This window comes from Pseudomonas sp. LB3P58 (genome assembly GCF_054897895.1).
The window spans coordinates 364350-375907 of sequence record NZ_JBUBVE010000001.1 but is presented as its reverse complement, the minus strand read 5'-3'; the positions used below and the strand labels follow the sequence as shown (position 1 = coordinate 375907).

Sequence of the window (11558 nt, the reverse complement as noted above, 5' to 3'; positions counted from 1 at the left end):
TTCAACCGTTTTGCGCAGCCTGTTCGTTCTCGAGAAACTCGTCTTCCAGCAGCGCATCGGCTGCGACTCTCTCGAACGGCACCACAGCGGCACGTGGTTTGCCCCGCAGTTTGCCGAACAGGTGCTCAAGCGCATGTTCAAGTTTTTCAGCCGCACCGTCGATCGCCAGTTCCAGGTTTGCGGCTTTATGGGTGACAGAAATCGGTTGGTGGCCTTTTGGCCGCGCTTCCAGCTGACAGCGCATGTCATGGGGACCGGGCTTGTCGCCGTTCTCGTCCCGCAGATGAACCTCGACGCGTGTCAGGTCCTCTTCATAACGTTCGAGCGTGCTCTCAATGGTAGTACGTACCCACTCCTCCAGTCGGATGCTGCTTTGAATATGGTTATCGCTGTTGACTTGGATTTGCATAGTTCATCCCTTATTTCAGCTAGCTCGCGAGAGGCCCTTCGGCTGGCCCATAGGCGTCATCACCGTGACCTCTTACTTACACAATCGGTCTGCTCGCAGAACAATTCAACCCCTAAAAAAAGATAAATTTTCATACGCAAAAAAAGCCGGACAAGGAGCAAAAGCGCTGTTAAGGTCGGGAGTTGGGTCGCCTGACTCTTTTGTCACAATTGCTCACATCTGCCGCTCCGCCAGCGGGTGCAGACTTCGAAAAATTCCCGCCTCCTCTACCAGCCAGTCATGCACCGCGCGCACGCCCGGATGGCTCAGCGTCCCTGGCGCATAGAGCAGCACGTAACGCTTGTGATTCGGCACCGCCAAACCAAACGGCACGATCAACGTCCCTCGCTCCAACTCATCATTGAGCAACGTTCGTCGCGCAATCGCCACGCCCATCCCGGCAATCGCCGCTTCGATGGTCAGGTGATTTCGATTGAAAGTGTGCCCGCGCCGCACGTCCGCGCCTTCGAAGCCGATGGCGTTGAGGTAGAACTCCCACTCTGCATACTCGTAACTGCCGCGCCAGGCGGTAATGTCGTGCAGCAACGGGAAATGCATCAGGTCCGCCGGACCATGCAGCGGCGGCCGGCCGCGCAACAGGCTTGGGGCACAGACCGGGAATATCTGTTCGTCGAGCAAGGTTGTGGATAACAAACCGGGATAGCTGCCGTCATTCAGGTCGATGGCCAGGTCGAAGTCGCCTTCGTGCAATGGCACGCTGCTGTCCTCAGCCACCAGGCGCAACTGAATGTCCGGAAAGCGCTGTTGCAAACGCGGCAACCTTGGGGTCAACCACTTGCTAAGGAACGATGGAATCGAGCGCACCCGCAAAATCCCGCTGATCATTCCTGCGTCCAGTCGTCGCAATTCCGCATCGATGCTGCCGTAAGCCTCGTTGACCGTGATGGCCAGTCGCTGGCCTTCAGCGCTCAGTTCCACGCCGCGAGCGCGACGGTGGAAAAGTCGAAACCCAAGCCGTTCTTCCAGCTGTCGGATTTGCTGACTGACCGCACCCGGAGTGATGTGCAGCTCTTCGGCGCATCGGGTGAACGACAAGTGCCGCGCGGCACAGGAAAACACGTGCAGCCAGACGTAAGTCTGGGCGTGCAATTGGCGACTCATTGTTTAGTCCTGCTAAAGGCTGTCTTAGGAAGTTTCGTTGGTCACGTAGGACCGAGGTAGGCAGTATCGCCGACATTGCGCTTGTCCTACAAAAATGGCAGCGATTCCTCCTCCATTGCTTGTATAGGCTTTAGCATGGCTATCAGTGTTTTCGATCTCTTTAAAGTCGGCATCGGTCCGTCCAGTTCCCATACCGTCGGCCCGATGCGCGCCGCTGCGACCTTCGCCCAAGCCCTGATTGACCAACAATTGCTGGCCGACGTACGGCGCGTAGAAATCCGACTTTATGGTTCGCTGTCGGCGACCGGCGTCGGTCACGCCACCGATCGCGCCTGTGTCATGGGCCTGATGGGCGAATGGCCGGACAGCATCGATCCCACGTCCATCGACAGCCGAATCCAGACCCTGCGCGAAACCGGTGAACTGTCCCTTGCCGGCAAATCGACCATCGCCTTCAACTGGCAACGCGATCTCCTGCTGCTCGACGAGAGCCTGCCCTACCACCCCAACGCCATGTCCCTGACAGCCTTTGGCGAAACCGGTGAATTGTCGGAGCAAACGTACTACTCGATCGGCGGTGGTTTCATCATCGAAGCGGCCGAAGCCGAGTCCGGCATCGCGCCCACCAGCGACGTGGTGCTGCCGTACGATTTCTCCAGCGCCGCCGAATTGCTCAAGCTCTGCAACCAGCACGGTCTGCGCGTTTCCGAGTTGATGATGGCCAATGAACTGGCCTGGCGCAGTGAAGCCGAAATCCGCAATGGCCTGCTGCACATCTGGTCGGTGATGCGCGAATGCGTCGAGCAGGGGCTGCGTCACGAAGGCATCCTGCCCGGCGGTCTGAATGTTCCGCGTCGCGCGGCGAAATTGCACCGCAGCCTGTTGGAAATCGGCAAGCCGAATGTCATCACCTCCACGCTATCGGCCATGGAGTGGGTGAACCTGTTTGCCCTCGCCGTGAACGAAGAAAACGCAGCGGGCGGGCGCATGGTCACAGCGCCGACCAACGGCGCGGCGGGGATCATTCCGGCGGTGCTGCACTACTACATGAAATTCAACCCGGACGCGTCGGACGATGACGTGGTGGCGTTCTTTTTGGGCGCTGCGGCTGTAGGCATTCTCTGCAAGAAAAACGCGTCTATCTCCGGTGCCGAAGTTGGCTGTCAGGGCGAAGTCGGCTCCGCCTGCGCCATGGCCGCTGCCGGTCTGGCGGACATACTCGGCGCCACGCCCGAGCAACTGGAAAACGCCGCCGAAATCGGTTTGGAACACAACCTCGGCCTGACCTGCGACCCGGTCGGCGGTCTGGTGCAAGTGCCGTGCATCGAGCGCAACGCAATTGCTGCCGTGAAAGCGATCAACGCCACGCAAATGGCCCTGCGCGGCGACGGCAAACACTTCATTTCCCTGGACCGGGTGATCCGCACCATGCGCGATACCGGCGCCGACATGCATGACAAATACAAAGAGACTTCACGGGGCGGCCTGGCTGTTAGCTGGGTGGAGTGCTGAGGAGCACTCCCTGACCGTCCGCAACACGTGAGCCCGAGCAAGAACAATAACGAGGCCAAACGATGACCGATGTACGTACACCTGCTGCCGATAATCCTGCTGTAGACCTGACACGCAATAGCGAAATAACCCACAAGGGCTGGAGCAAACACGACACCACCTGGATGCTCGGCCTTTATGGCACGGCTATCGGCGCCGGCACGCTTTTCCTGCCGATCAACGCTGGTGTGGGTGGCTTCTGGCCGCTGCTGGTCCTGGCAGTGCTGGCGTTTCCGATGACCTTCTTCGCCCATCGCGGCCTGACCCGCTTCGTGCTGTCCGGGCGCTCCGGGGACATCACCGAAGTGGTGGAAGAACACTTCGGCATCGGTGCCGGCAAGCTGATCACGCTGCTGTATTTCTTTGCGATCTTCCCGATTCTGCTGGTGTACAGCGTGGCGCTGACCAACACCTTGAGCAGCTTCATGGAGCATCAGTTGCACATCGCCCCGCCACCGCGGGCGATTCTGTCGCTGGTACTGATCCTCGGTCTGATGGCGATCGTCCGTTGCGGCCAGGGCGTTATCGTCAAATGCATGAGCGTGCTGGTTTATCCGTTCGTTGCGGCGTTGCTGCTGCTCGGTTTGTGCCTGATCCCGAACTGGAACGGAGCGTTCTTCGCCACCGCCAGTGAAGGCATGGCCATGCCGCTGTTCTTCAAGACGTTGTGGCTGGCGATCCCGGTGATGGTGTTTTCGTTCAACCATTCGCCGATCATCTCCGCCTTCTCCGTCGACCAGAAACAGCGCTACGGCGAGCAGGCCGAACGCAAAAGCAGCGGCATCCTCGCCATCGCCCACGGGATGATGGTGGTGACGGTGATGTTCTTCTGCTTCAGCTGCGTGCTGGCCCTGTCTCCGGCTGATTTGGCGGCGGCGAAGGCGCAGAACATCTCGATCCTGTCGTACCTGGCCAACCACTTCCAGACGCCGGTCATCGCTTACGCCGCACCGCTGATTGCGCTGGTGGCGATCACCAAGTCGTTCCTCGGCCATTACATCGGCGCCAGCGAAGGCTTTCAGGGGCTGATCGTGAAAAGCCTGCGCGGCCGTGGCCGGGTGATGTCTGCCAGTTGGCTGAATCGCGTCACCGCGCTGTTCATGATCCTCAGCTGCTGGGCCGTGGCGACGTTCAACCCGAGCATCCTCGGCATGATCGAAACCCTCGGCGGGCCAATCATTGCGTGCCTGCTGTTCCTGATGCCGATGTACGCCATCCGCCGCGTGCCGGCCTTGCGCCAGTACTCGGGTCAGGCCTCGAACGTGTTCGCGGTGCTGATCGGTTTGATTGCACTGTCTGCGATCATCTACTCCTTCATGCCCTGAAACGGGCAGGCAAAAAGAAGGCGGGCCACAGAGCCCGCCTATTTTTTGCCGTGTCTATTGTTCGACAATTTTTCCGGCATGCCCCTTGCTATGACACTCCAGAGGCAAAAGGACGTTTGAAACCTCAGCGAGCGATGTGCCGGTGGTCTGGTGTTGCGAACTAATCCCGATCACGGTAGGTCAACAACTGCACGTTCAATCAGGCGGTAACGCATCATGGACAACCCTTTTCAGCTCATTACCGATACTTTTGCAGCGGATTATCAGATCAACCTGAGCATTCAGGGCCTGGATGGCAGCATCATGCTGACCCTGTCCAACAGCGGTCACGTGGTCGCCAAACGGATGATCAGCGCCGAACAACGCAATGACCCCCAGCGCCTCAAACGCCTGGTGCAAAGCATTCAGTTCGGCATCGCCATCGAACAGGGCCACAGCGCCGTGGCCATCCTTGAAGCCATGACCGACGGCGACAATCACAACCTGCCGCCGCCACGCGTCAAGGGCCACAGCCGGCCGGCCATGAGGCTTTAAAGCTCGCCCTTCTCCACTTCGGGATGCTCACCGGAACCCGCACCGATCTTGCGTTGCGGGTGTTCGATCTTCACCGAAGGGAATTGCGACGAGGCGTAACGCACCACCAAAATCGAGAACGCCAGCAGCAGAATCCCGCCGCACAGGTAGATGATGCCGATGTCCGGCGGGTTGTGGTGCGAGACGTTGGAGATCAGCAGTCGCGTCAGCGCAGTGATCGCCACGTAGATCAGGAAACGCACCGGCATGTGGTTGGTCTTGAAGTAAATCCCGACCATCGCCCCCAGTTCCAAATAGATGAACAGCAGCAAGATGTCATCGATCTTGATGTGCCCCGCCTCGATCATCTGCAAAAACTCCATCACCGCCGCCCACGCGGTGACGGCACCGATGGCGAACAGCGCCAGGTAGTGGAAGGTCTCGACGAACAGGTTGCCCAGAGACTCGGCCAGTTGATGCACGTTCTGCCGCAGGTTCTCGGCCCAGTTGATTTTCACGATGATTCTTCCTTAGCTCGGTTCGAGCGGATGATGCGGGTTTGACGTGACGGTTGTTCTGCATGCAGAAAAAAGGCCAGAGGCGCCTGCCACATGATGGCGAGGTGCTCTAAAACGCGCTCCGTGGCGTTTGGTCGCACCTGCACCTCACAAACCCTGATTTCGGTCTACATTAAAAAGCCACTACCCAAAGCGCAGGGATTCGCTTATCCTTTTCGCTGTATATAAATACAGTAGTCGAATAAGACAACTTAATGTGAAGGCATGTGAGGTGGTGAATGGCCGTCGAAGTGGTATACCGCAGCAGCCGAGATCTGGAGCGCTTGTTCATGGATAAAGCCGAAGCTGACCGTCATGACAAAATGCTCGAACTGGCCGAGTTGCTGGCTGAAGTGTTGCAAAAAGCCGTTCCGTCCCTGACCGAACAGCAAGTGGAAGAAGCCGGGATCTACATGGCGAAGAACCGCGATGTGTTCGCCAAGGCGTTCAAGAGCCAGCCGGACGCGTTGTCCGAATTGCTCAATGCGCCGGCTGAAGTCGTTGAAAAGGCTGCCCCCGTTGAGGCACCTGCACCTGTTGAAGTCGCTGAGCCGACCAAGCCAGCTAAAGCGCCCAAGGCTGCCAAGTAAGCAACCCCGAATTGAATAGGCCCTGAGTCAAATGACTCAGGGCCTTTTTCATGCCTGCGAAAAACCTAGGCTTCGGGTTGCTCCAGCGCCTCGACCAGCGCCTTGAAGAAGCGTGCCGCCTCGCCGCCCGTCACCACGCGATGATCGAAAGTCAGGGACAGCGGCAGGACCGGATGCACCACCACCGCGCCGTCGACAGCCACCGGTTCGTCGCGGATCGCGCCAGCGGCGAGGATTGCCACTTGCGGCGGCATCACCACCGGGTTGGCGTAGCGACCGAACAAGGTACCGAAATTCGACAACGTCAGGGTCGCCCCCATCATTTCCTTGGGCGGAATCGATCGCGCCTGCACGTCGGCCCTTAATCGCATGACGCCTTCCTTCAAGTCAGCCGGAGTGCGGTGACCGACATCGCGCAGCACTGGCACGAACAAGCCGTCCGGGGTGTCCACGGCGATGCCCAGATCGAGCCGTTCGTGTTGTTTGAGCGACAGGCTTTTGCCGTCGAAGGCACTATTGAGCACCGGCTCCACGGCGCACGCTGCCGCCATCGCTTTGGCGAGACGAATCAGCGGTTCGCGTGCCTGCCCCCAGCGATGCAGGTCGGCGTCACCGAAAATCGTCACGGGCACGACTTCGGCGTGGGACCGCGCCATGTTCAGCGCCATGCTGCGCCGAACACCGCGCAACCGTTCGCCGCCGAAGCGATCCAGTTCAGTTTGAGCCCCGTTTTCCACATCCGTGCGGGTGATCAGCCCCTCGTGGCCGGAGCCCGTCAACCCGCTCAACTCCACGCCGAGTTGCCGAGCCAGTTGTCGCACGGCTGGCGTGGCGCGAGTCGCCAGGTGTTCTCGGGTCGAGGGGGCAGCGCCGATGAAAAACGAGTCATTCTGACTGCTGCCGCCACCTTCGAGCCGCCCGACCACGGTGCCCGCGTCCGCTTCGCCTTCGTAACCGAGCAGCGGTTCACCGACGTGAATGATGTCGCCCTCACCGCCATGAAGTTTCGCCACCACGCCGTCATAGGGTGCGGGGATATCCACAAGGGCCTTGGCAGTTTCTACCGACACCAGCAGTTGATCGGCCTTGACGGTATCGCCGACCGCGACGTGCCAACGGACGATTTCCGCCTCCTGCAAACCCTCGCCCAGATCCGGCAGTTTGAAATATTTCATCGCAGCCTCCTTGGGTTCAGGCGAAGTGCAGAACGTTGTCGCAGGCCTGAAGAATGTCCCCGACGTTGGGCATGTACAGCGATTCCAGCCGATACAGCGGCGGCGGAATATCAGGCGCCGTGACTCGCTGGATCGGTGCCTGCAATTCCAGCAACACCCGCTCATAGAGACTCGCGGCGATTTCCGCGCCGACGCCGCAGGAGCGCGGCGCTTCATGAACGATCACGCAACGACCGGTCTTGCGCACCGAGGCTTCCATCGTGTCGAGGTCCAGCGGCTTGATACTCGCGACATCGATCACTTCCGCCGAGACACCCCGCTCGGCCAATGCGGTGGCGGCTTGCAGGGTTTCCATCACGCTGGCGCCCCAGCTGATCAACGTGATGTCGCTGCCTTCGCGCAGGGTGAAACAGCTGTCCAGCGGCAGGCGTTTACCGTCATCCACCAGCGTTTGCGGGTTCATGCGATAGAGCCGGGTCGGTTCGAGAAACACCACCGGGTCCGGGTCATCGATGGCCGCCAGCAACAAGCCATAAGCCCGCGCCGGCGATGACGGAATCACCACCCGCAGACCTGGAATGTGCGCGAACAATGCTTCAGTGCTTTCGCTGTGATGTTCCGGCGCGCGAATCCCTGCGCCCATCGGCGTGCGCATGACTATCGGGCAGGTGATCCGCCCGCGTGTGCGATTGCGCATGCGGCTGGCGTGGGAAACCAGGTGTTCCATGGCGGCGTAGATGAAACCCATGAACTGGATTTCCACCACCGGTTTCAGCCCCTGAGCAGCCATGCCGACCACCAGTCCGCCGAGCATGGTTTCGGCCAGCGGCGAGTCGATGACTCGCTTGAAGCCAAAGCTGTCGCGCAGCCCTTGGGTGGCGCGAAACACGCCGCCGTTCACCCCGACGTCTTCACCGAGGACGAGGACGTTCTCGTCTTCGCTCATGGCCCGATGCAGCGCGAGATTCACCGCTTCCAGCAACGTGACTTTGCCGTTACTCATGGCTCGAATCTCCCGCGCGGCGCGCCGCCCGTTCGAGCAACTCTTCACGCTGCCCGGCGAGGGACGCCGGCCATTGGGCGTAGACGTGATCCATGATCGATTCGGGCGCCTGAATACCCGCCGCTTCGAAGTTATCCACAGCACGCTGCACCAAGCCCTGGCATTCGCTGATCAGCGCCTGTTCGCGGCCTTCGTCCCACACGCCCTGGCCGACCATGAAACGTTGCAGGCGTTTGACCGGTTCTTCGAGCCAGGCCTGCTTGACCTCGTCCGCTGGCCGGTAGCGTGTGGCATCGTCAGCGGTGGTGTGGTCGCCGAGGCGGTAGCTCAGGCATTCCAGCAACACCGGGCCTTTGCCGTGACGCGCCCTTTCGAGGGCCACTTGTACTCGGTCGTAAACCGCGAGCATGTCATTGCCGTCGACCTGCTCACCGTGGAACCCGGCACCGATCGCTTTCTGTGCCAGCGTCGGGGCGCCGCACTGAATTCGCCGCGGCACCGAGATCGCCCATTGGTTGTTGTTGACCACGAACACCACCGGCAACTGCCAGGCACCGGCGACGTTGAGGGCTTCGAGGAAATCGCCTTTGCTGGTGGCGCCGTCGCCGCAGGTGGTGACGGCAACCCGATGTTCGCCGCGGATTTTGAACGCACTGGCAACGCCGCAGGCATGCAAGGCCTGGGTGGCAATCGGCACACAGATCGGAAAGTCCTGGGCCGCCGCCGGTTCGGCAAAGTCGCTGCCGCGCTCGTCGCCGCCCCAGTACAGGAGAATTTCTTCCATGCGCACCCCACGCATCAACTGCACGGCGGTGTCACGGTAATACGGAATCAGCACGTCTTCGGCGTGCATCACGCTGCCGACGGCGACGCCAATGGCTTCCTGGCCCAACGTCGGCGCATAAGTGCCGATGCGCCCGGTGCGTTGCAGGGCGACGGCTTTCTGATCGAAAAGGCGGGTCAGGACCATCTGCCGATAAAGGCGCGTCAGCAAATTGAAATCGTCGGCCCAGGCAGGAAGCTCGCCGAGCAATTGGCCGTCAGGGGATAAAAATCGGGTGTAAGGCAGCTCAACCTTGTGAGGCATCACAGGGGCTCCTGGCACGCCGCGTCAGCGTGCGTCAGTCAAGCTTGACGCTTGTGGCGCCAGGCCTTGGAGCAAGTCTGCCGGATAGGCCCTCACTCCTTCATCGGTTCAACCTCATCGATACAGCACTTTCTCCGCCAATTCGTCAGCCACTCGGGCCGGCGAGCGTTTTTCCGCTTGGGCATGGGCGAAGACTTCGGTCAGCCGTGAGCTGATTTTCGACAGGTGTGCGGTGATGGTCGACAGCTCTTCGCCGCGGTGTTTGAGCGACACGTAGATCAGCCCGCCGGAATTGATCACGTAGTCCGGCGCATACAGAATGCCCCGCCGTTCCAGTTGATCGGCGACTTCCAGATGGGTCAGTTGGTTGTTCGCCGAACCTGCCACCGCCGCGCAGCGCAGTTGCGTCACGCTGTGGCTGTTGAGCACGCCACCGAGGCCGCAGGGCGCGAGAATGTCGCAAGGGGTGCTGAGCAGCGCTTCGTTGGCGATCGGGTGAGCGCCGAGTTGCTCCATCGCCAGTTGGACCTTGCCGTGATCGATGTCGCTGACCAGCAGCTCGGCACCGGCGGCGTGCAGTTGTTCGGCGAGGGCATAGCCAACGTTGCCGAGCCCTTGAATCGCCACTCGCAGGCCTTCGAGGTTATCGCTGCCCAGTCGGGCCATGGCGGTGGCACGAATGCCGGTGAACACGCCCATCGCCGCGTGCGGTGCAGGGTCGCCCGCCGAGGTGGTGCTGGTGACGTGCTGGGTCTGTTGGGCGATGCAATCCATGTCCGCCACGGAGGTGCCACTGTCGATGGCGGTGATGTAGCGCCCGTCAAGCTGATTGATGCAACGCCCGAAGGCTTCGAATAGCGCGGCGCGGTTTTCCACATGAACCGGGCGAACAATCACTGCAACGCCGCCGCCCTGAGCCAGGCCGGCCAACGCCGCCTTGTAACTCATGCCTTGAGCAAGGCGCACCGCATCCTCGACGGCAGATTCGTCGCTGGGATAGGCAAGGTAACGACACCCACCCAGGGCAGGCCCCAGACGGCTGTTATGAATGGCAATGACCGCCTTCAACCCGGTGACCGAGTCGACGCTCAGATGCAGCGATTCAAGGCGAGTGCTTTGCATGAGAGCGAACATCGTAGGGCTCCCGAATTGCTTCTTGTAGTCGCCAGTATAGGCTTGCGCCCGAAAATTGCAGAAGCGCACCGGAATAAGCACCGCCGCCATGCAGACTTTCGGACATAACCTGCAACCACCTATGTTCGGCACTGGACGAATGGCGGAGACGGGGCTAAAACGAGGCATTACCCGGAGATTTTGATGACCCCCCGCCAACGTTTTTTCGACTGTCTGCAACGTTCACCGCCCGCGCTGTTCGAGGCGGCGCTGTGGATTGCCGCCGAACACGACAGTGAGGTCAATCCCGAGGCGGTGCTGCAAGATTTCAAGGACCTGCAACAACGGGTCAGTTACGGCTTGCCGATGTTGCCGGTCAGCGAATTGGCCCAACCGTTGTTACGGCGTATGAATGACCTGGGATTCGCTCAGGACGACTCCACGCCATTGCGTCCGCAAGTCGCGCTGGTCAATAAGGTGCTGGAACGCAAACGTGGGCAGCCACTGAGTCTGGGATTGATTGCCCTGGAACTGGCCAAAGGTCTGGAAATCCCCATGGTTGGCGTCAACTTCCCCGGGCATTTCCTGCTGCGGGTACCGGGCGCCGATCACCTGCTCGACCCATGCGGCGGGCGTCGGTTGTACCCCAACGACTGCCGGGAACTGCTGCAACGCCAGTACGGCCCGAACATGAAGCTCGGCGCCGAACATTTGCTCACGGCCGAGCCGGTGCAAATGCTCCAGCGGCTGTCGCGCAACCTGCGTCAGTTACACCTTTCCAACGATGACTACATCGGCGCCCTGATCGACGCCGAACGAGTGCTGGAACTGGGCAACGCCAGCGCCTCCGACTACCTGGCCCGGGCCAGCCTCTATCAACGACTGGATTGCCCGAACGCCGAGCGCTTTGACCTGGAGCATGCCCTGCTGCTCAGTGACGACCCGATTCAGCGGATTCGCCTGACTGAACGATTAGGGCACCTGCCGCCTAACTCAATCGTCCATTAAAAGCAAAAGATCGCAGCCTTCGGCAGCTCCTACAGGGTGTACACCATCCCAATGTAGGAGCTGCCG

11 protein-coding genes and 1 pseudogene are annotated in these 11558 nt (G+C 60.4%); 5 read left to right on the top strand and 7 right to left on the bottom strand.

What is annotated here, in order from left to right:
• Position 1: 1 nt before the first annotated feature.
• Both ACYZTZ_RS01685 and ACYZTZ_RS01680 read right to left on the bottom strand, forming a co-directional pair.
• Positions 2 to 409, bottom strand: coding sequence for an HPF/RaiA family ribosome-associated protein (locus ACYZTZ_RS01685; RefSeq protein ID WP_008150614.1), 408 nt, complete (start codon positions 407 to 409; stop codon positions 2 to 4).
• A gap of 213 nt (positions 410 to 622) precedes the next feature.
• A complete protein-coding gene (locus ACYZTZ_RS01680; RefSeq protein WP_056743053.1) occupies positions 623 to 1570 on the bottom strand; it encodes a LysR substrate-binding domain-containing protein in 948 nt (315 codons plus the stop codon).
• Positions 1571 to 1705: 135 nt separating this feature from the next.
• Between ACYZTZ_RS01680 and ACYZTZ_RS01675 the strand changes: the two genes are divergently transcribed.
• The 3 genes from ACYZTZ_RS01675 (at position 1706) to ACYZTZ_RS01665 (ending at position 4980) form a co-directional block, all read left to right on the top strand.
• Positions 1706 to 3082 (top strand): L-serine ammonia-lyase, encoded by a 1377-nt coding sequence (locus ACYZTZ_RS01675; RefSeq protein WP_461997017.1) that lies wholly within the window; start codon positions 1706 to 1708, stop codon positions 3080 to 3082.
• Between the two features lie 62 nt (positions 3083 to 3144).
• Positions 3145 to 4446: a serine/threonine transporter gene (locus ACYZTZ_RS01670; protein WP_461997016.1), complete on the top strand. Its 1302-nt coding sequence runs from the start codon at positions 3145 to 3147 to the stop codon at positions 4444 to 4446.
• 216 nt (positions 4447 to 4662) lie between these two features.
• Positions 4663 to 4980, top strand: a complete 318-nt coding sequence (locus ACYZTZ_RS01665) for a DUF3509 domain-containing protein (RefSeq protein WP_461997015.1) — start codon at positions 4663 to 4665, stop codon at positions 4978 to 4980.
• Here the strand turns inward: ACYZTZ_RS01665 and ACYZTZ_RS01660 are convergent.
• Positions 4977 to 5477, bottom strand: a complete 501-nt coding sequence (locus tag ACYZTZ_RS01660) for a phosphate-starvation-inducible protein PsiE (protein WP_008150634.1) — start codon at positions 5475 to 5477, stop codon at positions 4977 to 4979. The genes ACYZTZ_RS01665 and ACYZTZ_RS01660 overlap by 4 nt on opposite strands.
• A 278-nt stretch (positions 5478 to 5755) precedes the next feature.
• Between ACYZTZ_RS01660 and ACYZTZ_RS01655 the strand changes: the two are divergent.
• A pseudogene (locus tag ACYZTZ_RS01655) lies at positions 5756 to 6010 on the top strand (YebG family protein); the annotation flags it as partial.
• A gap of 161 nt (positions 6011 to 6171) precedes the next feature.
• On the opposite strand, the gene ACYZTZ_RS01650 reads toward ACYZTZ_RS01655, so the two are convergent.
• The 4 genes from ACYZTZ_RS01650 to ACYZTZ_RS01635 form a co-directional block, all read right to left on the bottom strand.
• The gene (locus ACYZTZ_RS01650) at positions 6172 to 7281 is read right to left on the bottom strand and encodes a dihydrolipoamide acetyltransferase family protein (protein ID WP_461997014.1); all 1110 of its coding nucleotides are present in this window, start codon (positions 7279 to 7281) and stop codon (positions 6172 to 6174) included.
• 16 nt (positions 7282 to 7297) lie between these two features.
• On the bottom strand, positions 7298 to 8284 hold the full coding sequence (locus tag ACYZTZ_RS01645) for an alpha-ketoacid dehydrogenase subunit beta (protein ID WP_461997013.1): 987 nt from the start codon (positions 8282 to 8284) through the stop codon (positions 7298 to 7300).
• On the bottom strand, positions 8277 to 9371 hold the full coding sequence (gene pdhA, locus ACYZTZ_RS01640; protein ID WP_461997012.1) for a pyruvate dehydrogenase (acetyl-transferring) E1 component subunit alpha: 1095 nt from the start codon (positions 9369 to 9371) through the stop codon (positions 8277 to 8279). The genes ACYZTZ_RS01645 and pdhA overlap by 8 nt, the downstream gene beginning before the upstream one ends.
• Before the next feature lie 114 nt (positions 9372 to 9485).
• The gene (locus ACYZTZ_RS01635; protein ID WP_046045910.1) at positions 9486 to 10505 is read right to left on the bottom strand and encodes a Glu/Leu/Phe/Val dehydrogenase family protein; all 1020 of its coding nucleotides are present in this window, start codon (positions 10503 to 10505) and stop codon (positions 9486 to 9488) included.
• A gap of 183 nt (positions 10506 to 10688) precedes the next feature.
• Here ACYZTZ_RS01635 and ACYZTZ_RS01630 point away from each other — a divergent pair, with 183 nt between their 5' ends.
• Entirely contained in the window at positions 10689 to 11492 is an 804-nt protein-coding gene (locus ACYZTZ_RS01630) for a SirB1 family protein (protein WP_461997011.1), read from the top strand.
• The last annotated feature ends 66 nt before the right edge of the window (positions 11493 to 11558 follow it).

Excerpts from the sequence above, each read along its gene's own strand:
- ACYZTZ_RS01685 (WP_008150614.1), bottom strand. The coding sequence starts at position 409 with ATGCAAATCCAAGTCAACAGCGATAACCATATTCAAAGCAGCATCCGA.
- ACYZTZ_RS01680 (WP_056743053.1), bottom strand. The coding sequence starts at position 1,570 with ATGAGTCGCCAATTGCACGCCCAGACTTACGTCTGGCTGCACGTGTTT.
- ACYZTZ_RS01675 (WP_461997017.1), top strand. The coding sequence starts at position 1,706 with ATGGCTATCAGTGTTTTCGATCTCTTTAAAGTCGGCATCGGTCCGTCC.
- ACYZTZ_RS01670 (WP_461997016.1), top strand. The coding sequence starts at position 3,145 with ATGACCGATGTACGTACACCTGCTGCCGATAATCCTGCTGTAGACCTG.
- ACYZTZ_RS01665 (WP_461997015.1), top strand. The coding sequence starts at position 4,663 with ATGGACAACCCTTTTCAGCTCATTACCGATACTTTTGCAGCGGATTAT.
- ACYZTZ_RS01650 (WP_461997014.1), bottom strand. The coding sequence starts at position 7,281 with ATGAAATATTTCAAACTGCCGGATCTGGGCGAGGGTTTGCAGGAGGCG.
- ACYZTZ_RS01645 (WP_461997013.1), bottom strand. The coding sequence starts at position 8,284 with ATGAGTAACGGCAAAGTCACGTTGCTGGAAGCGGTGAATCTCGCGCTG.
- pdhA (WP_461997012.1), bottom strand. The coding sequence starts at position 9,371 with ATGCCTCACAAGGTTGAGCTGCCTTACACCCGATTTTTATCCCCTGAC.
- ACYZTZ_RS01635 (WP_046045910.1), bottom strand. The coding sequence starts at position 10,505 with ATGTTCGCTCTCATGCAAAGCACTCGCCTTGAATCGCTGCATCTGAGC.
- ACYZTZ_RS01630 (WP_461997011.1), top strand. The coding sequence starts at position 10,689 with ATGACCCCCCGCCAACGTTTTTTCGACTGTCTGCAACGTTCACCGCCC.